Below are 24,293 nucleotides of genomic sequence, written 5' to 3'. Positions count from 1 at the left end.
TTGTCCCATTATGTGAAAAAAAACTTTCCGTTAAACGTCTATATAACAACGCGGAAGACGAGGCGGCTTTTCTGCCTCGCAAAGGAACTGGCCCGGTTCAATGACCATTGATCCAGATAGGAAAATAGAATTGCCTGACGGGAAGGCGGAAGAGGCGGCTGACTGGCTGATACGTCTGCAGGCGGGATCGGTGGAACCGCGGCTGAAGGCGGAGTTTGATCGATGGCTCGCCGCATCGCCGGCAAACAGGCTTGCCTGGGAGCGGACGTGCAAGACCTGGCGCAACCTCGGCCTGGTCGAACCGGCTCTCAAGAACCTCTGGGAAGACGCACCACATCTGCCGGCCAAGGCCGAAAAACCGGTATCGCGGCGGCGCTTGTCCGTTCGCCATTATGCCGGCATGGCGATGGCTGCGGCGTCACTCTGTCTTGCGGTACTGTTCGTGCCCGCGTTTTTCATCCGCATCGAGGCCGATTATCAGACCAGCACCGCCGAAAGCCGCACCATAACCCTCGAAGACGGCAGCCGGGTGCAGCTTGCCGCTGCGAGCGCCCTTTCCACCGATTTTACCGATGGCCGCCGCAACGTGAAGGTGCTGAAGGGCGAAGCCTTTTTTGATGTCGTGCCGGACAGCGCGCGACCCTTTGTGGTGGAGGCGAAAAACGTCACCGTTGAGGTGCTGGGCACCGCGTTCGATGTCGATCTGACCGATGGCGTAACACAGGTCGCGCTTGCGCATGGTTCCGTGGAAGCCTCCTTTCGCAATGCGGCGTCAACGCGGCTTGTTCCGGGCGAGATGCTGATTGTTGACGCCTCCGGCGCGATCCGAAAGGAAAACGTGTCGGTGGAGGATATTGGCGGCTGGCGTAACGGCGAGCTTTATGTGGTGGATGCGACGATCGGCTCGGTCGTGGAGCAGATACAGCGCTATCATCCGGCATGGCTGACGATGGCGGACAAGAGGCTGGCTGAGCAGCGGGTGACGGGTTTCTACGATCTTCGCGATCCGGACCGCGCGCTGGAAGCCTTGGTGGAACCTTATAACGGCAAGGTGCACGCGATTGGCGGCAGCGCCCGCATCATCACCCGCTTCTGAAACAGGTGGAAACAAAAAATCATATTTATTTTCAGTAATTTATAAAATTTCTTCCGAAAGCCTGAAAAAAATTGCCACGGCAATCGTCTTTTTGTTGAGTAATCCGGTCAAGATATTTCCGGAGAGAAAGACAGGAAGACGAAAGCAATATGCGCTGCCACATACGTATGAACGGTTCAGGGATGAAAGCGGGGAAGCGGGCACGCAGAGCCGTGCTTTTGGCGACGACCGCAGTCGTCGTTTCAATCTCGATGCCGGTTTTTGCGCAGACCGGGCCCAACGCCGCCAATAGCAAAGGCCCGAGCGGCGAGCAGGGTGCAACGCGGCCCTTTAACATTCCCGCCCAGTCGCTGTCCTCCGTCGTGGGTGCTTTCGGACGCCAATCCGGGCTTCAGGTGACGCTTGCCACGCCATCGGCCGGCAATGTGCGCACCAATGCCGTCACTGGCAGTTTCACGGTGCGGGAGGCGCTTTCCCGGCTTCTGGCTGGCACGGGCGTCAATTTCCGGATCGCTGGAAACGGCAGAACCGTCATCATCGGCACAGGGCAGGGCGCCGCAGACCTTTCCGGGGCGGAAGGCACGACCGTTCTGGAAGAAATTACCGTGACCGGCAAGACGGGACGCAATTCCATTGCCGGTTCCGGTTATCAGGGGACGCCCGACTGGGTTTATGAAACCCCCGCCAGCGTCAGCGTCGTCAGCCGCCAGGCGATACAGTCCGCCGGCGTGCGCAACACGCGCGATGTTTTCAACCGCGTATCGGGCGTTTACGCCGGTGAAGGCAACGGCAGTTTCCCGACCGTTTCCCCCAATGTGCGCGGTTTGCAGGAAAGCGGCCGTGTGGTCGTTTCCATCGACGGGGCGCGGCAGAATGCGCAGCGTGGTTTCAGCACTGGTGGCGCCTCGATTTATTCTGCCAATAACGGCCAGGCCTATGTGGATGTGGCCTTCATCCGCGCCGTCGAGGTGGAAAAAATGACCAACGCCACATCCGGCAATGCCGGTTCTCTGGGCGGAAAAGTTGAGTTCCGCACCGTCAGCGCCGCCGATCTCATCCCTGAGGGTGCAAACAAGGGCGGAGAGGTGAATGTTTCCCGCGGCACCAATGGTTACGATTTTCAGGGTTCGGTTCTGGCTGCTGTTCGAGAGCCGGATGGCCCCCTCTCCTTCGTTGCCGGTTACAGCCGCACGATCATGGATGAATACAGGATCGGCACCAGAGGCGAGGCGCGAAGCACCGCATTGACGATGAAGGACCTGCTCGGCCGCGACGGCTGGTCGAGTTTTTTCAAGGGGGAAGGTGATTTCGGTGATGTTAAGGCGTCGCTGTCATGGATGCACCAGCAGAATGATTTCGTTCAGGGTGCCGCCGAACAGATAGACCGGGAGAGTGTGCGTAACGACAGCATTGTTGCCAAGCTGGACTGGGATCCTGAAAGCGAACTCATAGACTTCAAGTCGTCGCTGTGGCTGAACGACAATATGACGCACGAGTTGCGATCGGCGCGCAAAGGATATGCTGTTGAAACGAACCTTGATATGGGCCTGCGCAGTTTCGGCGGCAGTGTCGAAAACACTAGTCGCTTCGATACGAAGGCCGGTGCGCTCAGCCTGAACTACGGTGCGGAAGCTTTCAGGGACATTTCCTCATCGGTTGCTACAAGTGCTGCCATCGCGAACATTCCCGCCTTTGCCAGCAGCTACACCGCTTTCAGCCCGCCCGGGCGGCGTGACGTGGCGAGCCTGTTTTTAAACGGTGAACTTGAGCCTGCGGACTGGATAGTGATAAGCGGCGGCGTACGGTACGACTGGTCGCGTCTGAAAGGATCGGCAACTTACTACGATCAGGTGATGGTTGAGACGGGTTCAAACCGTGTTGTAGGCGCGATAGACAATTATCTCACCTATGTTTCGCAATACTCGCGGGCAACTTACGATCGCGTATACGTGATTTGCACTACGGGTGTATTTGGTGGTCGCACTTTTACCGCGGCACAGAGGGCAAGTTCCTGCAACACTCTGAACAACGTTTGGCCTGCTACTAAGGGTGAAATCATCAACGGCCAGTGGCGGGATGCTGGAACTACCTATTTTGGCACGACTTCTTCGACGGAGTACCCTTCGTACGACGTGGAAATAGACCGTACCTATAGTGCCTGGTTGCCATCCGCTACGATAGAACTAAAACCCCTTGACTGGTTCCGGCCCTACGTGAGCTATTCCCAGAGCCTGCGACCGCCGACAATTCTTGAGGCCTTTTTTGCCGGCGCACGTCCTGGAGATTCGGTTGGCTACGAATATGCTCCGAACCAGTCCCTGCGGGCGGAAAAAGCAACAACCTATGAAATCGGCGCGAATATCAGTTTCGATGGCGTGCTGCTGGACCACGATTCCATTCGTATCAAAATGGCCGCCTTTCGCCGTGAGGTGAAGGATTATATCGCTCTTGGTTATCTCGTCACGGATCAGGTCGCGAACCGCACCTATACCAGCTTCGTCAATCTCGATGGCACGACTTATATGCGTGGGCTCGAATTCGAGGGCAATTATGATGCGCGTAGCTTCTGGCTCGGCGGCTCGGCAACGCTGCTGAAGACTGACTGGCCGGACAAAACACAGGTATTTTCCAACGGCACAACCACGACAAGCGGCGAGATCGTCGCATGGCCAGGCGATGTCGCACCGAAGGTTAAGCTTACGCTCGATGGCGGCATGCGTTTCTTCGACGAAAAATTCTCTCTGGGAGCACGGCTCAACCATGTCACGCCGACACAGTCACGCACGCTCGATACGGAGGGCAATCTGCGCGAGGTGACCGATCCCTACACGACGGTGGATCTCTATGGTTCCTATGCCTTCAACGACAAGGCGACACTTCGTTTCGCCGTCAACAATCTGACGGACCGCAAATATATTCCGGCCACAAGCGCCTACACCGCGCCGGGCCGCACCTTTATCGCGACGATGAACGTGAAGTTTTGATGCGCGGAAGAAACTCTCCGGGCTGGGTTGCAGCCCCTCCCGGAGATGAAACGCCTTCGTCACATGACAAAGGCATCCCTATTGGCCAGCAAAGGAGTACACTCATGGCTACCACAATTCAACTGACGCAGTCTTCCTCCGACCTGATCGGCTACCTCAACGGTTGGACGAGCGGTTTCGGTTCGACCTATGGTGCGTTCTACGACGCTCAGACCAGCTCTCTCGCCACGACCACCATCGATCCGAATACCACCTATGAGGCTTGGGGCGATGGCAGCAACGGCGGCAAGGGCATCGTCATGAGCGGCGCTCTGCAGTACTCCCAGGGCAACCTGACGGGTTCGGTCGACAGCATCGTTCTGGGTACCGGCTACAGCCAGTCCACCAGCGGCATCGCCGTCAGCCAGCAGGAACTGCTGATCGATCCCGACGGCTCCTACTCGCTCGCAGGCGCGCGCGATCTTCTTGATCTCGCCGTTTACCAGCTTGCGCGCTTCGGCTCGCTGGCCGGTTTCTATGACTACTTCGCGGCTACCGGCACCGTTATCGAAGACACTGCTTCTTCCAACACCCTGACCGGTTTTGCTGGGGCGGATACATTTGTCTTCTCCGGCGGCAATGACGTGGTGCAGGCTGGCCCGACCGGAACCTACGGTTATCAGGACGGAGCAGACAAACTGGACGTCTCTGCCTGGGGTGCCGGAAGCATTGATGATGTCCTCATCGGCAACAATGCAAACGGAGATGCGGTCATTGAAAACCTCTTTGGTGGCGACACCATCACCCTCGTTGGTGTAGATTCCAGCGTACTCGACGCATCGGACTTCATTTTCGCCAGCGCATCGGCGCTTGCCGCGTAAAGGAAAATCAGGCTGTGGGCTTTCAAAACCACCAGCAGACACCGCCGCAGTCCCTCACTGCGGCGGTTGTTTCGCCCCTTAAAAGCACATTTCTCGGCGTTGCGCTCGTTAGTGGCGTGGTCAATATACTCGCGCTCACGTCGCCCCTGTTCATGCTGCAGGTCTATGACCGGGTGCTGGCGAGCGGCAGCCTGCCGACGCTGGTCGGGCTCGCCCTTCTTGCGCTCGGTCTCTATGGCTTCCAGTGCCTGCTCGATATCATCCGCGCCCGCGTTCTGATCCGCATCGGCGAAGATTTCGACATGCGCTACTCCGGCCGGGTGCATGATGCGGTGGTGCGCCTGCCGCTCGTTAACCGCATGCCCGGCGACGGTCTGCAGCCGCTGCGCGATCTCGACAATGTGCGCGGTTTTCTGTCCGGCACGGGGCCGACCGCCTTTTTCGATCTGCCGTGGATGCCGCTCTATCTCGGCATATGTTTTCTGTTTCATTTCTGGATCGGTGTGACGGCCCTTGCCGGCGCCATTCTGCTCATATCCCTGACTATTCTGACCAATATCTTTTCCCAGAAGCCGATTCGCGACACCATGGTCGAAAACATGGCGCGCAATCGGCAGCTGGAAGCCTCGCGCCGCAACGCCGAGGTCGTCCAGGCTATGGGGCTTGCAGGCCGGCTCGGCAAACGCTGGCAAATCGCCAACGAGGCCTATCTTGCCGCCAACCGCAAGGCAGGCGATGTGGCCGGTGGCCTCGGCAATATTGCGAAATCCCTGCGGGTCGTGCTGCAATCGGCCATTCTCGCGGTCGGCGCATGGCTGGTCATCCAGCAGGAGGCCTCAGGCGGCGTGATGATCGCAAGCTCGATCATGATGGGTCGGGCGCTCGCGCCCGTCGATCTGGCGATTTCCAACTGGAAATCCTTCGTGGCGGCCCGGCAGAGCTGGGCGCGGCTGCGGGAGCTTTTCGGGCAGATGCCGGCTACGGCCGCAGCCATGGCCCTGCCGAAGCCCGAGAAGGAACTGCGGGTCGAAAACGTCACCATCGTTCCGCCGGGAGAGAGAAAGCCGACCGTTGCGGGACTTGGTTTTGTCGTGACCGCCGGAAACGCGCTCGGCGTCATCGGCCCGTCCGGCTCGGGCAAATCCACCCTTTCGCGCATTCTCACCGGTGCCTGGATGCCGGCCGCCGGCAAGGTGCGGCTCGATGGCGCGAGCTTTGATCAATGGGATCGCGAAGCCCTCGGCCGCCACATCGGTTATCTGCCGCAGGGCGTGGAGCTTTTCGACGGCACGATCGGCGAAAACATTTCCCGTTTCGAGGACAACCCCGATCCCGAGGCGATCATCATGGCGGCGAAAGCTGCGGGTGCCCACGAACTGATCCTGCGCTTCGAAAAGGGTTACGACAGCGATATAGGTGAAGCCGGCTCCGCGCTTTCGGCAGGACAACGCCAGCGCATCGGTCTTGCCCGTGCGCTTTATGGCGATCCGTTCATTGTGGTGCTGGACGAGCCGAACGCCAATCTCGATGCGGAAGGCGAAGCGGCCGTCGTCAGGGCGATTGCGTCTGTCAAGGCGCGCAACGGCATCGCCGTTGTCGTTGCGCATCGGCCGAGCGCGATCGGTGCCGTCGATTTCATTTTGATGATGGAGGAGGGGCGGATGAAAGCCTTCGGCCCGCGCGACGAGGTGCTGTCGAAAGTACTGCGCGCGCCGAACGGGCAGGGGACTAAGGGTTTTACCGCCTCCGCCCAAACGATTTCGCCGCTGCGCGTCGTCGCCAACACCAAACCCCAGGCGGTGGCGCTGGAAGACGCTGCAGACGTCAGCCAGGGAGGAGATACGGATGTCAAAAACTGACCAGCGCACCCAGGTGCCCCGCTCCATTCGCAAACATCTTCTTGCTGGCCTTGCCGCGAGTGTCGCGCTGCTGGCCGGTGTCGGCGGATGGGCCGCAACGACCAATCTTGCCGGCGCGGTCGTTGCGTCCGGGCATCTGGTCGTGGATTCCTACAGCAAGAAAGTGCAGCACCCCAAAGGTGGCGTCGTCGGCGAAATTCTGGTGAGCGAGGGTGGCAGGGTAAAGGCCGGCGATGTCGTCATGCGTCTCGACGCGACGCAGACCCGCGCCAATCTCGCCATCGTCACCAAGCGGCTGGACGAGCTCAGCGCACGCATGGCAAGGCTGGAGGCCGAGCGTGACGATCTGGCGGAACTCACTTTTCCGCAGGCTCTTGTCGCGCGCAAGGACGATCCGGATGTCGCTTCCGCCATGCGCAGCGAAACCAAGCTGTTCGAATTCCGCAAATCTTACCGCGAGGGGCGCAAAGCGCAGCTATCCGAGCGCATCACCCAGTTCGAGCACGAGATTGAAGGCCTGAAGGCGCAGGAGGTTGCCTATGACAATGGCCTTGCCGTTCTGCAGGCCGAGATCATCTCGCAGAAATCCCTCCGGGAACAGGGTGTCGTCTCCGTGCAGCGGCTGAACAGCCTGCAGACCCAGGCCGCGACATTTGGCGGCGAGCGTGGCGAAAAAATCGCCTATCAGGCGCAGACGGCAGGCCGGATCACCGAGACGAAACTGCAAATTCTCCAGATCGATCAGGAACTCCGCACCGAGGTCGGGCGCGAACTTCGCGAGATACAGGCTCAGATGGGCGAATATGTCGAGCGGAAGGTGGCTGCCGAGGATGAGCTGAAACGTATCGATATCATCGCGCCGCAATCCGGCATGGTGCATGAAATGGCGGTGCATACCGTGGGCGGCGTGGTGACACCCGCCGATCCGATCATGCTCATCGTGCCCGACGGAGATGAGCTGGCGCTGGAGGTGCAGATCGTACCGAAGGATATCGACCAGCTGCAGTTGGGGCAAAAAGCCATGCTGCGCATGACAGCCTTCAACCAGCGCGTCACGCCGGAACTGGAAGGCCATGTCAGTCGCATCGCGGCGGATATCACCACCGATCAGCGCACTGGTCTGTCCTATTATCTGGCGAGGATTTCCGTGCCGGTTACCGAGCGGGAAAAGCTGAACAATGCACCGCTGGTGCCGGGCATGCCTGCCGAAGCCTTCATCCAGACCAGCGAAAGGACCGCATTGTCCTATATCGCCAAACCGCTGACGGACCAGATCAGCCGCGCCTTCCGGGAGGACTAAGTTTTCGGGTAGGCAACGGGCGGCTTATGCCCCGTCCGCAAAACGGAAGGCCGGAAAACCCTGAACATCGGCCGGAATGGCCCAGACACCGCCGGAATGCGGAAAGCGCGTGCGGGTCTCCTCATTCATCTTGTTTCCGTGTGAGGTGACGAACAGGGTCCGGAAATCCTCGCCACCGAAACAGGACATGGTGGGATGCGGCACCGGCATCCGGATTTTATCGAATGGCTTGCCGGCATCATCATAAACATTCAGCACTCCAGCGGAAACGCCGGCGCTCCAGTACCTGCCGGCGCCATCCACGCAGCCGCCGTCCGGACGGCCATCTTCCTCGGTTGGCCGGGCGATGATCCGGCCGTCGTCGAAAGCGCCGGTCTCTTTGTCGAAGCGTCGCCTGCGGATCCATTGCTGAACGGAATCGCTGTGCCACATCACCGATCCGTCGGCGGAAAAGGCAAGGCCGTTGGGACAGGTCAGCCCCGTTTCCATAAGACGTATGTCTTTTGCGGTGATGCGCCACAATTGACCTTTCGGCCTTATCTCGCTGAACGGCCCGCCATCCATGGTGCCGACCCAGAATGCGCCGTCCGGGCCGACACGGCCATCATTCAGCCGGCAGGGCAGGGCATCGGGCGCGGGTATGGTGACGAGCGTTTGCACCGTGTCGCTTTCAGGATCAACCAGCAGGATCTGCATTCCACATGCGACGATCAGCCTGCCGCTTTCACAAAGGCCAAGACAAGAGACGGTGTCCGCAAGGGTGCATGTCCAGTATGTCCGGCTGGAAGGGGCGAAGGAATGGAGCTTTTTCTCCACGATATCGCACCAGAAAAGGGCTTGTCGCCGTTCGTCCCATACGGGGGATTCCGCAAGCGTGCCGATCACGTCGCAGAAAAGTTCCGCCTGTCCCAAATTCCGCATTATCTCTGCCATTGTAATTTCAGTTCGTCCGGTCCGATGTTTGCAGGATTTCCGCCCTAGTCGAAATATTCGCGGTGAGCCTCGTATATTTGCGACAAAATGCCAAGGACACGTCGCAGATGCTGGCGCAGCCATTCCACGGCGCGCTCTTCATCCCTGGCTTTGACCGCGTCATAGACAGCCTCATGTTCGGAAAGCAGGCGGGCCATATGGGCCTCATCGGTTATGGCGAGCACTCGCAACCGGTCCAGTGCCGCCTTTTCCCGCATCAGCAGTGTTTCCAGACGGTCAAGACCGGTGGCGGCGGCCAGCGTGCTGTGAAACTGATCGTCATGCAGGCGGAACGCTTTTCTGTCGCCGTCTACGATCGCCTGGCGCTGGGCGGCAAGAGCCTGTTCGATGTCGCGCATCGCCCGGGTGGACAGGTCCATCTGGCAAAGCCTGCGAATGGCGGCCACTTCAAGCGCCTCGCGGATGAATTGAGCGCTTCTGATCTGCTGTTCCGAAAGTTTTGAAACATAGGTTCCCCGGCTTGGCAGGGTAACGATCAGCCCGTCATCGCGAAGACGGCTCAATGCCTCGCGAACAGGCGTGCGGCTGGAATTGAAAAGCTGGCCGATATCGTTTTCCGACACGGCCTGGCCCGGTGCAAGCTGTCTTGCGAGGATGGCGCCCTTCAGCGCGGCATAAATCTGGTCCACCGCGGGACGGTTCAAATCCAGCGGCTCCATCTCCGGGGCCGGGCGCTCTGTCGTCAGGCCTTTTCGCATTTTTCCCCCTGCGTCCGGCAATTTTCATAATCCTGTTTACCGGAATGCAAATTTATTGACAACCGGCATACCGGTATGCACTTTTATCGCCAAGCGTGGGTTGGGAGGCTCGCGGTCATGCGGACAGGCAAAACTTTTGTCATTGTTGGTGCGGGAATGGTGGCCAGAACCCATGTGCTGGCAGCGGCTGCCTGCGCCGATAAAATGACGCTCAAGGGACTTGTCGATGGCGGCTCCGGGCGGGCGGCGCGCCTTGCAGAAGAGGCGTCCAAACTTGTCGGGCATGATGTCGCCGTCTATCGATCCATTGAGGAGGTCGCTGCCGATTCTGAGGTGGATTTTGCCGTTGTTGCGACACCACCCAACGCGCGCGCAAGCGTGGTCCATCCGCTAGCAAGTGCCGGCAAACATATCCTTCTTGAAAAGCCGGTTGCCCGCACCACATCGGAGGCCGAGGAACTTGTCGCTTTCTGCCGCAGCGCCGGCGTCACGCTCGGCATTGTTTTCCAGCACCGCATGCGGGCTGCATCCCTGAAAGCGAATGAGCTTGTTGCCGGCGGCACGCTCGGTGCACTCGGCGTCTGCGAAATCTCCGTACCCTGGTGGCGCACGCAGGCCTATTACGACGAGACGGGGCGCGGAACGCGGGAGCGGGATGGCGGCGGCGTTCTGATATCGCAGGCGATCCATACGATCGATCTGGCGCTCAGCCTTGCCGGGCCGGTTGCGCGGGTGCAGGCCATGGCGGCAACGACACGGTTTCACAGGATGGAGACGGAGGATTTCGTCTCTGCCGGGCTGCGTTTCGAAAACGGTGCCGTAGGCTCACTGGTGGCAAGTACCGCCAGTTTTCCCGGCGGGGCGGAAACAATTACCCTGCATTTTGAAAAGGCAAGTCTGAGACTCGCTTCCGGCGTGCTGCATGTGGACTGGAGGGACGGGCGCAGCGAGGCTTTTGGCGGTGCCGCGTCCGGCACCGGTGGTGGCGCCGATCCCATGGCCTTCACCCATGAATGGCATCAGGCTGTCCTTGAGGATTTCGTCGATGCCCTCGTTTCGGAGCGTGATCCGGTGGTGACCGGTAAGGCCGCGCTCCTTTCTCACCGACTGATCGATGCAATTGTCAAATCCGCCGAAGGCGGCAAGGAAGTGGAACTGCGCAATGACTAAACCAATCAAATTTGCGGCTCTCGGTATCGAGCACCGGCATATTTTTGGCATGTCACAGAACATGCTGAGTGCCGGGGCGGAATTTGCCGGCTGGTGGACGGAAGGCGAACCAGAGGTCGTGGAAGGCTTCCTGAAACGGTTCCCCGATGTTCCGCGGATGAAGAGCGTTGAAGACGTGCTTGCCGACCCGACCATCGACCTCGTCCTGATCGCCGATGTTCCGAAGAACCGTGCCGATCTTGCTGTCCGTGCCATGGATGCGGGCAAGGATGTGATGTCGGACAAGCCGGGATGCACGACCCTCGCGCAACTGGAACGTTTGCGCGAGGCCGTTGCCCGGACCAAACGCATCTGGTCGGTCAATTTTTCGGAACGTTTCGAGGTGCCAAGCGTGACGAAGGCCACGGAGCTGGTGGGCGCAGGCGCAATCGGACGGGTGGTACAGACCATCGGCATGGGGCCGCACCGTCTCAACCGGGCGCTGCGCGCCGACTGGTTTTTCGATCTGGAGTCCTATGGCGGCATCCTGACCGATATTGCCAGCCACCAGATCGACCAGTTCATGTTCTTCACCGGCTCGACGCAGGTGGAAGTGGTTTCGGCGACGGTGGCGAATTATGCCAATCCCGGCGATCCGGGTTTGCAAGACTTCGGCGAGGTGCTGCTGCGCGGTGACCGGGGCCACGGTTACATCCGCGTCGACTGGTATACGCCCGATGCGCTGCCCACCTGGGGCGATGGCCGTCTGACCATTCTGGGAACGGAAGGCTATATCGAGCTCCGGAAATATGTCGATCTCGGCAACAAGCCGGGCACTGACCGGCTCATTCTCGTCAATGGCGACCGCTGCGAATATATCGACGCTTCCGATGCCGGCCTGCCCTATTTCGACCGCCTGTCGGCGGATATCCGCAACCGTACTGAAACCGCCATGCCGCAAGCGCATGTGTTCAATGTTTGCGAACTCGCGCTTCAGGCGCAGGCAAAGGCCGAAGGGAGAAAGGCATGATCGGCGTTGCAATCATCGGCGCCGGAATCGGCGCATTGCATCTGAAGGGGTATCGCGCACTTCCCGAACGTTATGCGGTCAAGGCGATCTGCGATCTCGACCTGGAGCGGGCGCGCAAGCTTGCCGAGGATGATCCCTCGATAAAGGTGACCGCCAGCCTGGATGAGGTACTGGCGGATGAGAGCATATCGCTGATCGATATCTGCCTGCCGCCGCACCTGCATTTTCCGGTTGCCCTGCAGGCCCATGCCGCCGGCAAGGATGTGATCTGCGAAAAGCCGCTGGTGCGTTCGCTGGAAGAGGCGAATGCGCTGCTGCTTTCGGTGAAGAACACGGGGCGTCAGGTCTTCCCGGTTTTCCAGTATCGTTTCGGCCATGCCATGCGGCAGCTGCGCGCGCTCATCGATGCCGGTCTTGCGGGCAAAGCCTTTGTCGCCAGTTCCGAAGTGCACTGGAACCGGGGCGCAGACTACTACTCCATTCCTTGGCGCGGCACGTGGAAAGGCGAATGCGGCGGCGCGACCCTCGGCCATGCCATTCATGCCCATGATCTCATCTGCCACGTGCTGGGTCCCGTCGAGGAAGTATTCGCGTTTGCCGATACGCGGGTGAACACCATCGAAACGGAAGATTGCGCCGCCATCAGTCTGCGCATGAAGAGTGGGGCATTGGTCACAAGCTCCGTCACGCTCGGCGCGGGTAATGATACGTCGCGACTGCGTTTCTGTTTCGAGGGGCTGACCGCCGAAAGCGGCACCAAGCCCTATGCGCCTGCCGAAGACACCTGGCGCTTCACGGCACGTGCGCCGACGACGCAGGAGGAGATCGACGCGGTTCTGGCGAAGGTCGGCACCGGACTGGATGGCTTTGCCGGTTTCCTCGAAGCCATTGCGGATGCGGTTGAGGGGCGCGGCGGCAATGAAGTGACCGTGGCTGACGGGTTGCGATCCATCGAACTCGTCACCGCCATCTACAAATCCGTGCGTCAGGGACAGCCGGTGCGGTTGCCGCTGACTTCCGATGACGATCTCTACAAGGGCTGGGCGCCGCAGGCGCCGGTTTTGCGGGAAGCCTGATATGACCGACAGGAAATTGAGATCCGATCGCTGGTTTGCCCCCGACGACCTGCGCAGTTTCGGTCATCGCTCGCGCATGATGCAGCTCGGTTATGCGGAAGAGGATTTTGTCGGCAAGCCGGTTATCGGCATCCTCAACACCTGGTCGGAGCTGAACACCTGTCACTCGCATTTTCCCGAACGCGTGAAGGATGTGAAGCGCGGTGTCTTGCAGGCGGGCGGCTTCCCTGTCGAGATGCCGTCGCTTTCGGTCGATGAAAGTTTCACCAAGCCGACATCGATGCTCTACCGCAACATGCTGGCGATGGAGACGGAGGAAATGATCCGCTCTCATCCGCTTGATGGCGTGGTGCTGATGGGCGGTTGTGACAAGACGACGCCGGGCCTCGTCATGGGTGCAATCTCCGCCGGCGTGCCGATGATCTATCTGCCGGCCGGGCCGATGCTGCGCGGTAATTATGCTGGCAAGGTGCTGGGGTCCGGCTCCGACGCCTGGAAATATTGGGACGAGCGGCGGGCCGGCAATGTCAGCGACGAGGAGTGGCGCGGGCTTCAGGGCGGCATCGCCCGTTCCGCCGGCGTCTGCATGACCATGGGCACCGCATCGACCATGACGGCGATTGCCGATGCTCTGGGGCTGACCCTGCCGGGCGCATCCTCCGTTCCGGCGGTGGATGTCGAACACCAGCGCATGTCTGCCGCCTGCGGCCGTCGCATCGTGGAAATGGTAGGTGAGGATCTGACCCCGGACGGCATTCTGACGGCGGCTGCGTTCCGCAATGCCGCCATCGTCGCGATGGCGACCGGCTGTTCGACCAATGCCGTCGTGCACTTGATCGCCATGGCGCGCCGCGCCGGTGTGCCGCTGACGCTTGACGATCTGGATGAGCTTGGCCGCGTCACGCCGCTCATCGCCAATGTCCGCCCCTCCGGCAAGGACTATCTGATGGAGGACTTCTATTATGCGGGCGGCCTGCGTGCGTTGATGAAGCAGCTTGAAAGCCGCCTCGACTGTTCCGCCTTGACGGTGACCGGCCGCAGCATGGGCGAAAATCTCGAGGGCGCAAAGGTTTATAATGACGATGTGATCCGTTCACTCGACAATCCGGTTTATGCGGAAGGTTCACTCGCCGTTTTGCGCGGCAATCTCTGTCCGGACGGTGCGGTCATCAAACCCGCCGCTTGCGATCCGAAATTTCACATCCATGAAGGTCCGGCACTGGTTTTTGACAGCTATCCCGAGATGAAGGCGGCGATCGACGATGAAAATCTCGATGTGACGCCGGATCATGTGCTGGTGTTGCGCAATGCCGGCCCGCTTGGCGGCCCCGGTTTTCCAGAGTGGGGCATGCTGCCGATCCCCAAGGCGCTGATCAGACAAGGCCATCGCGACATGCTGCGCATCTCCGATGCCCGCATGTCCGGCACTTCTTATGGCGCCTGCGTTCTGCATGTCGCGCCGGAGAGCTTTATCGGCGGACCGCTCGCCTTGCTGAAGTCAGGCGATATCGTGCGGCTTGATCTGCCGCAGCGTCGTCTGGACATGCTGGTTAGCGATGAGGAGGTCGCTCGCCGCCGGGCCACCTGGCAGGCACCGCCGCCGCGTTATGAGCGCGGCTATGGCTACATTTTCTCGAAACACGTGAGCCAGGCCGATCAGGGATGCGATTTCGACTTCTTGCAGACCGATTTCGGCCGCTCGGCCGGTGAGCCGGATATTTTTTAGGCCATGTGCCATCAAGCAGAATGACAGGAGACACCGGATGAACAACGAGACGCGCGAAAAGCTGATGACGATTTCCGTCGCAACACTGGCAACGGCGCTTTATAAGCGCGGCTTGCGAAACCAGGTCATTCAGGGCGTGCATCCGCTCGGTTACAAGGGCACGAATATGGTCGGCCCGGCTTTTACCCTCAGATACATGCCCGCGCGTGAGGATCGCAACCAGCTCGTTGAATTTCGCAATCCCGCCCATCCGCAACGCGTCGCCATTGAAACCTGCCCGCCGGGCCATGTGATGGTGATCGACAGCCGCAAGGATGCGAGCGCCGCCTCGGCCGGTGATATTCTGGTCACGCGGCTGATGGTTCGCGGCGGTGCGGGCATCGTTACCGATGGCGGTTTTCGTGACGCGGCCACGATTGCCGAGCTGGATATTCCGGCCTACCACACACGCCCTTCCAGCCCGACCAATCTGACCAAACACGAGGCGATCGAGATCAACGGCCCGATCGGCTGCGGTGACGCGCCGGTCTTTCCCGGCGACATCATCGTTGGCGACGCTGACTGCGTCATCGTCATTCCCGCCGGCATTGCCGACGAGATTGCCACCGAGGCGGTGGAAATGACGGCTTATGAGGATTTCGTGGTGGAGCAGGTCAAGGCGGGTCAGTCGATCATCGGGCTTTATCCCTGCACCAAGGAGGAGCACCAGACGGCTTTTGCCGAATGGCGAAAGAAGAACAACCGCTGAACCTTACAGCCAGCCCAGTGCTTTCGCCGCGCGGATCGCCTCCGCGCGGCGTTTGCAATCCAGCTTGCGAAACAGGTTGCCGAGGTGAAACTTCACCGTCACTTCCGAGATATTGAGCGTCTGGGCGATCTTCTTGTTTGACATGCCGCTGGCGAGCAGTTGCAGCATCTGCGCTTCCCGCTGCGAAAGCCCGCCATGCAGGGCGCGCGCCTGCGGTGAATTCACCGAAGCGGCGAAAATCGACAGCGCGGTGCGGACATCGGAAGAGGTTTCGATGAAACTGCGGATACGGCGATTGTTCAGAAGCGGCGACAGGAAGATGCGCTCCTCCGACAGGACGCCGTTGCAGCCAAGGCGCGTCGCCGATTCAAGCGCGGTGAGGATATGGGCGCGGGCGCCGGCATTGTCGCGGCGCTGGTGTGCGGCATAGCTCTGCCAGATTCTGAGCGCGACCTTTTCACGGTTGGTAACCTTGGGATTGGCGATCATCGCGTCGATCTGGCGGGAGAGATAGGCGCGCGGCGTGAAAAGATGCACCGCGTCCCGCAACCAGGCCATCACATAGGCGATTTCGTCGCGGCGCATCAGCCGCGACAGGTCCTCATGCGCACTTTCCACCCAGTTGCGGCCCATCGGCATGCGGATTGCCGAAAGCGTCGCAGCGGCATCCGCCCAGCGGTTGGCGTTCTGATAGGCAAGGGCTGTTCTGATCTCCATCATCGCATGGAACTGCAGCCCTTCCGAAAGATGGATCCACAGGCCATCAAGAAAGCCCGGACGAACGGTCATCGGAAAATGGTCGATCAACACCTGCGAGGCGTAAAACAGGGCAAACTGCATCAGGCTCGGCCATATCTCGGCAGCGGCGAAGTGATCAAATTCGTGCTCGACGAAATGCAGCAGGTCTCGGGGCTTTCCGGCCTCATAGGCGAGGCAGGCTTCCGCCAGGCGCAGCATCCGGAATTCCTGCGCCGCGTCGTGCGGCACCTGTTCCAGCCTCGTGCGCGCATCCTGCGCCGCGCGGCGGGCCAGGAGCATGTCGCCGCTCATTAGCCGGAGCACGATCTGGTGCAGATGAATGAAGAATTCGAGCAGCGGCTGCCCGCCCATCTTGCGCAGATAGATAAGGGCGCGAGCGGCGGCGGCCTCGGCCTCGCGAAAATTGCGGCGGCGGATTTCGAATTCCAGCAGCGCATTGTAATAGGCCGCCCATTTGCCGTGATCGTCCATGGGATAATCGGCCATGAACTCCGCGAGACGCGTTATCACCGCGTCATTGGGGGTCAGGTCCTCGGCGATCATCAGGTTCAGCCGGAAGGTACGGGCGGCAAAGGAAAAACGTGAACCGCGGGAAAGCACCTTCAGCGGGTCAAGATAATCCGACCCGAGGCTTTTGCCGAGCAGATGGCGCACGCGCTGCAATTCGCCCTGTTTCAGAAGAGCACGGGTGACGGCGAAGAGCACGGTCTCGTTCGCCGCGATCATGTCCTGCGAAAACCGCATGATGATATCGCGAAACCTGTCGACGCTGCTTCGGTAGATCAGTTCGCGCCCATGGGCGCGTTCAAGGATTTGCGCGGCGTGGGTCTCGTAACCGCGGTCGAGCAACATGGCCATTGCCGCAAGCGCCCGCCCTTCTCTTTCGAAAGCCGAGGCGACCTCCACCACGGCGCTGCCAGCCTGCAATGTGGCGAGACGGTCTTTCGCCGCCAGGGTCAGAAGCCCTATCAGCGTGCCGTGTTTTTCCGGGTTTGCGGTCAGGAACGGCGGCAGGAGTTCGGCCCAGTCCGCGCCGGGTGCTGCCGAGGGGTTTTCGAGCCAGAGCGAAAGCGCAACCGTCTGCGCCGGTGACAGGTGTGGAAGATAATTTTCCCGCAGATAGTCGACGCACAGTTTTTCGTCGGCTAGGCGGGCGAGAGACAGGAAGGCAGGCCACCCCGCATAGTCATCGAGCGCGAGGCGCTTCTGTTCCATTGGAAGGCCCGCGGCCTCATCTTGGCCGAAGACCAGTTCATCTGCCCCGATCGTCAGCGAGCCGCGATGCAGGATCTGTCGCGCCAGCCCGCTGATACGTTGATCCGGACGGCAGGCGATGACCACGAAACGCACGGTTTCCAGAATAGGGGCGGGCATGCGGACCGCGCGTGCGAAGACCGGCACATCCCAAAGCAGACAGCCTTTTGCCGCATCATCACTTCTAGGCTGGTGCGTCCGGCATACCTCGGTTCCCAGCTCGTGTGCCAGCAAGTCCATGAGAACGCTTTTTCCCGCACCTGCGGGTGCGCGCAGAAAGATCACGCCTGCGGTTTCGCTGGCGATGCGGCGGCAGAGGTGGGTGCGCGGCAGAAGCGTCATTGAGAAAGGGATAGGCGATTTGAATTCAAAAACCTATACTCATTCATCAAAAAACTATACCTTTCGGCGATTGTTCGAAAGGACATGTGGTGAAAACTTGTGCTCAGGCAACTGATGCACAAGGAACGTTCCAACGATGCAGCAACATCCGCTGGTCGCGATTTTGAACAGGCTCGGCGCTTTCGTGCTGGTCATGATCGCCCTGTCCATCATGATTTTCGTTCTCGCCCGCGTGGTGCCGGGTGATCCCGCCCGCATGGCGCTCGGCCCCGCGGCAACGCAGGAACAGGTGGATGCGCTGCGCGGCGAGATGGGTCTCGATAAACCGCTCGCCGCCCAATATCTCGACTATATCGGCAATGCCCTGCACGGCGATCTTGGTTTCTCACTGGTTTCCCAGCGTCCGGTCACCACCGATCTGGCGCAGACCGTTCCCGCCACCGTCGAACTTGTTCTGGTCTCGGTCATCTTCATGTTTGCCGTCGCCATCCCGCTCGGCGTCATCACCGCGCATTACCGCGACCGGCCGCTCGACCATATCGGCCGCATCCTGTCGCTCACAGGCGTGACGATCCCGAGCTTTCTCTTTGCGATCACGCTGCAATTGCTCGCCGCCCGCTTTCTCTCCGGCTGGCCGATCATCGGCAGGCTCGATCACTCGCTCGGCTGGCAGGGCGGCCCGACGGGCTTCATCCTGATCGACGGGACGCTTGCCGGACGGTTCGATGTGGTGCTGGATGCGCTGAAGCACCTTGCGCTGCCGGCCTTTGCGCTCTCCATGGCCGGCATCGGCCAAATCACCCGCATCACGCGTTCCTCGATGATCGAGAACCAGCGCAAGGATCACGTGCTCACCCTGCAAAGCTTCGGCGTGCCGGAGCGGGTCATCATCTTCCGTTATCTCTTGAAGCTCTCCTCCATCGCGCCGCTGACGATCATGGGGCTCGAATTCGCCTCGCTGATCGGCAATGCCTTCGTGATCGAAATGGTCTTCGCCTGGGGCGGCTTCGCTTCCTACGGGCTGAACGCCATCCTGCAGAAAGACCTCAATGCCGTGACCGCCGTGGTGCTGGTGGCCGGCCTGTTCTTCATCGTTGCGAACCTGATCGTGGATGTCCTGATCTCGATCATCGACCCGCGCCTGCGCCGCAAGGAGGCTCGCTGATGGCTGATATGAAAATGCTCGAACCCACCGATCGCGGCCTAAGCGCCGGTTACATAATGTGGTATCGCTTCAGCCGCAACCCGGCGGCGGTCGTCGGCTCGCTGATCCTCCTGTCGGTCCTGATTCTGGCGATCTTTGCGCCCTGGCTCACGCCCTATCCCAAACATATCGGCGCGGTCGTCGATTTCCGGGCCCGCCATATGCCGCCGGATCTGGAGCACTGGTTCGGCACCGACAAGGCGGGACGCGACATTTTCTCCCGTACTGTCTTCGGGCTCAGGGTCTCGCTTCTTCTCGTCATCGGCGTGCTCGGCATTTCGGTCCCGGTCGGCACGGTGCTTGGACTGGTCGCCGGTTATTTCGGCGGCTGGACCGAAAAAATCATCAGCGGCCTGACGAATGTAATGCTGGCCATGCCGCCGCTCGTCATGGCGCTGGCGGTCTCCAACCTGCTGGAACCCACCTTGATGAACGCCATGATCGCGATCACGCTTCTGTGGTGGACCTGGCATGCGCGGCTGATCTATTCGGTGTCGAAATCCATCGCGTCCGAGGATTATATCGAAGCCGCGCGTCTTGCCGGTGCCGGACCGCTGCACATTCTCTTTCGCGAAATCCTGCCCAATTGCGTCTCGGTCATATCAGTCAAGACGACGCTGGATGCGGCTTTCGTCATCCTCTTCGGCGCGACGCTGAGCTTCCTCGGTTTTGGCGTCAAGCCGCCGACCCCCGATCTCGGATCGATGGTTGCCGACGGGCGCCAGTTCATGCCGGATTTCTGGTGGGAAGTCCTCTGCCCCGGTGCGGCCGTGCTTTACGTGACGCTGGGTTTCAATCTGCTGGGCGACGGCCTGCGTGACATGTTCGACGTGGAAAGCTAAGCCATGACTGAACCGCTTCTCAAGGTCGAAAACCTCAACGTCACCTTCACCAATTATGGCCGCACGCGCCAGGTGTTGCGCGATGTCGCCTTTACGGTTGCCGCTGGTGAGCGCGTGGCGCTGATCGGTGAAACCGGATCGGGTAAATCCGTCACCGCCAAGGCGATCATCGGCACTTTGCCGAAGAATGCCGCGATCACATCAGGTGCAATCGTCATCGATGGCCGGGATGTGCTTGCCCTGCCGCGCAGGGAACGGGAGGCGCTGAAGGGTACGGCATTTTCGCTGATCATGCAGGACCCGCTGTCTTCCTTCAATCCGGTCTTCAAGATCGGCACGCATCTGGACGATGTCATGCGCTTTGCCGACAAGCGTGACGGCATCAACTCGTCCAAGGCAGAGCGTCGCACCCGTATCGCAGCGGTCTTGCGCCGCGTGCAGCTAGGCGATACCGAGAGGGTCATGAATGCCTATCCGTCCGAGCTTTCGGGCGGTATGCGCCAGCGCGTGCTGATCGGCCTTGCCCTGCTGCACCAGCCGAAGCTCCTGATCGCCGATGAGCCCGGCACGGCGCTTGACGTGACGACGCAGGATGAAATCCTCAACCTCATCAACCAGCTGGTTGCCGAAGAAAACATGGCGCTGCTGATGATCACCCACAATCTCGGCGTCGTGCGCAAGGTGGCGGACCGGGTCGTAGTCATGCACCACGGCGATATCGTCGAAACCGGTCCTTGCACGCAAATCCTGCACGCTCCCGCTGCGGATTATACGCGTTCGCTGCTGGATGCGGTGCCGCCGCTCTATGGCCCGCGCGTCGCCGATCTGGCGCAGAGCACGCGCTCGCCGATCGTCACCATCGAAGGGCTGAACAAGATTTACGGCAGACGCAACGGTTACCACGCCGTGCGCGATGTGAACATCACACTGAAGGATGGCGAGATTTTCGGTCTTGCAGGTGAATCCGGTTCGGGAAAAACCTCGGTCGCGCGCATGATCATGGGGCTTTCGCGTCCGACATCCGGCAATCTTGTCATTGACGCCCCGTCTCCCGGGCGCGGCAAGCGGCTGACGCAGATCGTTTATCAAAATCCGGGCACTTCCCTCAATCCGAAGCGCACTGTCAGGCAGACGCTGACCCTGCCGCTGAAATCCATCGGCATGGATGGGCAGGTGCGCGAAAGTCGGATGCAGGAACTGATGGGGCTGGTGCGGTTGCCGCAATCCTATCTCGGCAAATACCCGCATGAGCTTTCCGGCGGACAGAAGCAGCGTGTCGCCATTGCCCGTGCGCTCGCGGCCGAACCGAAAATCCTCATCCTCGACGAGCCGACGGCGGCGCTCGATGTCTCCGTGCAGAAAACGGTGATCGACCTTCTGCTGCAGCTGCGGGAGGAGCTTGGCCTGACCTATCTGATGATCTCGCACGACCTGTCGCTGATGCGCAATTTCTGTTCGCGCATCGCCATCATGCTGCGTGGCGAGATCGTCGAGGAGGGGGTGACATCTGCGGTCTTCGCTGAGCCGTCGCATCCCTATACCCGCGCCCTGATCGCGGCGATCCCCGTCGTCACCGACGAGGAAGAGCGTCTGAAACCCACCGTGACCGAGGAAGAGCGCATGCGCTTCCTTGTAAAAACGACCGATTGATAAAAGAGGAGCCTGACGTGTATCGCGTTGGAATTGACGTCGGCGGCACGAATACCGATGCCGTTGTGTTACAGGATAAAACCGTTCTGGCGGGGGTGAAGGCCTCCACGACAGAGGATGTGACGTCCGGTGTTATCGAAGCCCTTGAAAAGGTCATCGAGGCATCGGGCATCGACAGGGCACGCATCGGCGCCGTGATGATCGGCACCACGCATTTCACCAATGCGGTGATCGAGCGCCGGCATATGGACGAGGTGGCCGCCATCCGTCTCGGCCTGCCGTCTGGCGCCGGCCTGCCGCCCATGGTCGACTGGCCGGATGATCTGAGGGAAATCGTCGGCAACCACGGTTATCAGGTGCGCGGCGGTTACGAATTCGACGGCCGCGAAATTTCGCCGCTCGATGAGGACGAGATCGTCCGCATCGCCGCCGATATCCGCGCCAAGGGCCTGAAGGCCGCTGCCGTCACCTGCGTTTTCAGCGGCATCAATGATGCGATGGAGCTGCGGGCGAAGGAAATCCTGCAGGAACGCTGCCCCGGCCTGCCGGTGGTGATGTCCAAGGATATCGGCCGGCATGGCCTGCTCGCCCGCGAGAGTGCGGCGATCATGAATGCCAGCCTTCTGTCACTAGCGGACCGCACCGTCGCCGCTTTCGGCGAGGCGCTCAAGGCGGCGGGCATAACCTGCCCGTTCTACATCACCCAGAACGACGGCACGCTGATGGCGGCGGATGTGGTGCGCGGTTTCCCCGTGCTCACCTTCGCTTCCGGACCGACGAATTCCATGCGCGGTGCGGCTTTCCTTACTGGTCTCAAGGATGCCGTCGTGGTGGATGTCGGCGGCACCACCTCCGATGTCGGCTCGCTGTCGCATGGCTTCCCGCGTCAGGCTTCCACGACGGTGGATATTGGCGGCGTGCGCACCAATTTCCGCATGCCTGACGTCTTCTCCATCGGTCTCGGTGGTGGTTCGCTGGTGGTCAAGGGCGACCATGGGCTGACCGTCGGCCCGAAATCCGTCGGTTACCGCGTTCGCCGCGATGCACTCTGCTTCGGTGGCTCGACCCTGACGGCAACCGATATCGCGGTTGCCTCCGGCAAGGCGGATGTGGGTGAGAAGGCGCTGGTCTCCAGCCTCGACAAAAAGCTCGTGGATGCGGCGGTCGACAAGATCAACGACATGCTCGAGGCCTGCGTGGAGCGCAGCCGCATCTCGTCGTCACCGGTGCCGGTGATTGCCGTTGGCGGCGGTTCCATCCTGATGCCGGATCGTATCGGTGACCTTGAGGTCATCCGGCCCGAGAATTTCGCGGTGGCCAATGCCGTCGGCGCGGCAATCGCGCAGATCAGCGGCGAGACCGACCGGGTCTTCTCGCTGGTGGACGGACGCACGCGCGAGAGTGCACTGGCAGAAGCTGAAGCGGAGGCACGCGAAAAGGCGATTGCGGCAGGCGCACTGGCCGAGACGCTGGAAGTCATCGAGCGCGAGGACATGCCGCTTGCCTATCTGCCCGGCAATGCCACCCGCATTCATGTGAAAGTCGTTGGAGAAATGGGAGCCAATCATGGCTGAGACGCGCAAGCTGAAATATGACGAAGCGGCATTGCGGACGCTGACCCGTGAAGATCTCGATGCGCTGGAAATCGGTGCGGGCATTCTCGGTACGGGCGGCGGCGGCAATCCCTATCTGGGCAAGCTGCTTGCACTCGAGGCCATGAAGGCCGGTTACGAGATGAAGATCCTTGCAACCGACGCTATCGAACCGGACGCGCTTTGCATGTCCATCGGCGGCATCGGCGCGCCCGTGGTCGGCGTGGAGCGCATTCGCGAGGGCCGTGAGGGACTGCGTTGCCTGCGCGCCATGGAAGAGTTGATCCGCACGCCGGTAGACGCCATCGTCTGCGAGGAAATCGGCGGCTCGAACTCGATGAACCCGCTGGTGACGGCGGCGCTCGGTGGCCTGCCGATCCTCGATTGCGACGGCATGGGCCGGGCTTTCCCGGAAATGCAGATGACCACCTTCTCCATCTACGGCCACAGTTCCACGCCGTCGGTGATGTGCGATCTGCACGGCAATGCTGTTATCTTCAGCCACGCCGTTTCCGAAGTCTGGCACGAGCGCATGGCCCGCGCCTGCGTCGTTTCGCAGGGCGGCGGCGCAATGCTGGCGACCGCGCCGATGCAGGCGCATTACGTGCACCAGTATGGCATTCCGAAAACCTACACCAAGGCGATCGCCATCGGTGAGGCGGTGATCCGCGCCCGCAAGCAGCAGGAGGACCCGATTGCGGCGGTCTGCGCGCTTGAAGGCGGACGACGCATCTTCAATGGCAAGATCACCGATCTGAAGCGCCATCTGCGCGGCGGTTTCGCCGTGGGTGATGTCGAGCTTTCGGGCTTCGACGATTGCTCGGGCCAGACGGCGAGCGTTGCGATCCAGAACGAATTCCTGCTGTTCCGCCGTGACGGCAAGGTGGAAGTGACCGTGCCGGACCTGATCGTCCTGCTGGATGTCGATACCGGTTATCCGATCACCACCGAAGTGCTGCGCTACGGCCAGCGCGTGGCCGTCATCGCCATCCCCTGCCACGATCTTCTGCGCAGCGCCCGCGCTCTCGAGGTCGTTGGACCGGCCGCATTCGGTTACCCGGACATTCCTTTCTCACCGCTGCCCCTCCCGGTCAGCAAGGCTGCCTAACCATAAGCGGGCAAATGACCCGC

The 24,293-nt window shown here is 60.7% G+C and carries 19 protein-coding genes; 16 read left to right on the top strand and 3 right to left on the bottom strand.

The annotated features are described in order from the left end of the window. The first annotated feature begins 100 nt into the window (after positions 1–100). The 6 genes from OK142_RS07830 (at position 101) to OK142_RS07805 (ending at position 8,099) form a co-directional block, all read left to right on the top strand. Complete coding sequence (locus tag OK142_RS07830) at positions 101–1,096, top strand: FecR family protein (protein WP_498682003.1); 996 nt, start codon at positions 101–103, stop codon at positions 1,094–1,096. Beyond that, on the top strand, positions 1,062–1,388 hold the full coding sequence (locus OK142_RS07825) for a hypothetical protein (protein ID WP_498682574.1): 327 nt from the start codon (positions 1,062–1,064) through the stop codon (positions 1,386–1,388). The genes OK142_RS07830 and OK142_RS07825 overlap by 35 nt, the downstream gene beginning before the upstream one ends. Next, entirely contained in the window at positions 1,279–4,080 is a 2,802-nt protein-coding gene (locus OK142_RS07820; RefSeq protein ID WP_498682001.1) for a TonB-dependent receptor, read from the top strand. Before OK142_RS07825 ends, OK142_RS07820 begins: the two co-directional genes overlap by 110 nt. A gap of 104 nt (positions 4,081–4,184) precedes the next feature. Then, entirely contained in the window at positions 4,185–4,940 is a 756-nt protein-coding gene (locus OK142_RS07815) for a hypothetical protein (protein ID WP_498682000.1), read from the top strand. A 14-nt stretch (positions 4,941–4,954) separates the two neighbouring features. Further along, entirely contained in the window at positions 4,955–6,799 is a 1,845-nt protein-coding gene (locus tag OK142_RS07810) for a type I secretion system permease/ATPase (protein ID WP_498681997.1), read from the top strand. Continuing rightward, positions 6,786–8,099, top strand: coding sequence for an HlyD family type I secretion periplasmic adaptor subunit (locus tag OK142_RS07805; protein ID WP_498681995.1), 1,314 nt, complete (start codon positions 6,786–6,788; stop codon positions 8,097–8,099). The genes OK142_RS07810 and OK142_RS07805 overlap by 14 nt, the downstream gene beginning before the upstream one ends. A gap of 24 nt (positions 8,100–8,123) precedes the next feature. Here OK142_RS07805 and OK142_RS07800 read toward each other — a convergent pair whose 3' ends face one another. Together OK142_RS07800 and OK142_RS07795 are read right to left on the bottom strand one after the other, a co-directional pair. Beyond that, positions 8,124–9,020: an SMP-30/gluconolactonase/LRE family protein gene (locus OK142_RS07800; RefSeq protein ID WP_498681994.1), complete on the bottom strand. Its 897-nt coding sequence runs from the start codon at positions 9,018–9,020 to the stop codon at positions 8,124–8,126. Positions 9,021–9,076: 56 nt separating this feature from the next. Beyond that, complete coding sequence (locus tag OK142_RS07795) at positions 9,077–9,790, bottom strand: GntR family transcriptional regulator (protein WP_498681992.1); 714 nt, start codon at positions 9,788–9,790, stop codon at positions 9,077–9,079. Positions 9,791–9,907: 117 nt separating this feature from the next. Between OK142_RS07795 and OK142_RS07790 the strand changes: the two genes are divergently transcribed. The 5 genes from OK142_RS07790 to OK142_RS07770 are packed head-to-tail and all read left to right on the top strand — an operon-like array spanning position 9,908 to position 15,519. Then, positions 9,908–10,960, top strand: coding sequence for a Gfo/Idh/MocA family protein (locus tag OK142_RS07790; RefSeq protein WP_498681991.1), 1,053 nt, complete (start codon positions 9,908–9,910; stop codon positions 10,958–10,960). Next, positions 10,953–11,969 (top strand): Gfo/Idh/MocA family protein, encoded by a 1,017-nt coding sequence (locus OK142_RS07785; RefSeq protein ID WP_498681989.1) that lies wholly within the window; start codon positions 10,953–10,955, stop codon positions 11,967–11,969. The genes OK142_RS07790 and OK142_RS07785 overlap by 8 nt, the downstream gene beginning before the upstream one ends. Then, on the top strand, positions 11,966–13,045 hold the full coding sequence (locus tag OK142_RS07780; protein ID WP_498681988.1) for a Gfo/Idh/MocA family protein: 1,080 nt from the start codon (positions 11,966–11,968) through the stop codon (positions 13,043–13,045). Before OK142_RS07785 ends, OK142_RS07780 begins: the two co-directional genes overlap by 4 nt. A gap of 1 nt (position 13,046) precedes the next feature. Further along, a complete protein-coding gene (gene araD / locus OK142_RS07775; protein WP_498681986.1) occupies positions 13,047–14,771 on the top strand; it encodes an L-arabinonate dehydratase in 1,725 nt (574 codons plus the stop codon). 37 nt (positions 14,772–14,808) lie between these two features. After that, positions 14,809–15,519 (top strand): ribonuclease activity regulator RraA, encoded by a 711-nt coding sequence (locus tag OK142_RS07770; RefSeq protein WP_137038943.1) that lies wholly within the window; start codon positions 14,809–14,811, stop codon positions 15,517–15,519. 3 nt (positions 15,520–15,522) lie between these two features. On the opposite strand, the gene OK142_RS07765 is transcribed toward OK142_RS07770, so the two are convergent. Beyond that, positions 15,523–17,874, bottom strand: coding sequence for a helix-turn-helix transcriptional regulator (locus tag OK142_RS07765; RefSeq protein ID WP_498681985.1), 2,352 nt, complete (start codon positions 17,872–17,874; stop codon positions 15,523–15,525). A gap of 136 nt (positions 17,875–18,010) precedes the next feature. Here OK142_RS07765 and OK142_RS07760 point away from each other — a divergent pair, with 136 nt between their 5' ends. The 5 genes from OK142_RS07760 to OK142_RS07740 are packed head-to-tail and all read left to right on the top strand — an operon-like array spanning position 18,011 to position 24,270. Next, complete coding sequence (locus OK142_RS07760; RefSeq protein WP_003500503.1) at positions 18,011–19,039, top strand: ABC transporter permease; 1,029 nt, start codon at positions 18,011–18,013, stop codon at positions 19,037–19,039. Beyond that, complete coding sequence (locus tag OK142_RS07755) at positions 19,039–19,920, top strand: ABC transporter permease (protein ID WP_498681983.1); 882 nt, start codon at positions 19,039–19,041, stop codon at positions 19,918–19,920. Before OK142_RS07760 ends, OK142_RS07755 begins: the two co-directional genes overlap by 1 nt. 3 nt (positions 19,921–19,923) lie before the next feature. Next, positions 19,924–21,570, top strand: a complete 1,647-nt coding sequence (locus OK142_RS07750; protein ID WP_498681981.1) for an ATP-binding cassette domain-containing protein — start codon at positions 19,924–19,926, stop codon at positions 21,568–21,570. 17 nt (positions 21,571–21,587) lie between these two features. Then, the gene (locus OK142_RS07745; RefSeq protein WP_498681979.1) at positions 21,588–23,144 is read left to right on the top strand and encodes a hydantoinase/oxoprolinase N-terminal domain-containing protein; all 1,557 of its coding nucleotides are present in this window, start codon (positions 21,588–21,590) and stop codon (positions 23,142–23,144) included. Further along, positions 23,137–24,270, top strand: a complete 1,134-nt coding sequence (locus tag OK142_RS07740; RefSeq protein WP_003500509.1) for an S-methyl thiohydantoin desulfurase family protein — start codon at positions 23,137–23,139, stop codon at positions 24,268–24,270. Before OK142_RS07745 ends, OK142_RS07740 begins: the two co-directional genes overlap by 8 nt. Positions 24,271–24,293: the final 23 nt, after the last annotated feature.

The sequence above is a fragment of the Agrobacterium sp. BT-220-3 genome (assembly GCF_025910175.1).
In the GTDB taxonomy this organism is placed as follows: domain Bacteria; phylum Pseudomonadota; class Alphaproteobacteria; order Rhizobiales; family Rhizobiaceae; genus Agrobacterium; species Agrobacterium oryzihabitans.
The sequence above is the reverse complement of the archived record's forward strand: the minus strand, read 5'-3'. Positions and strand labels throughout refer to the sequence as shown.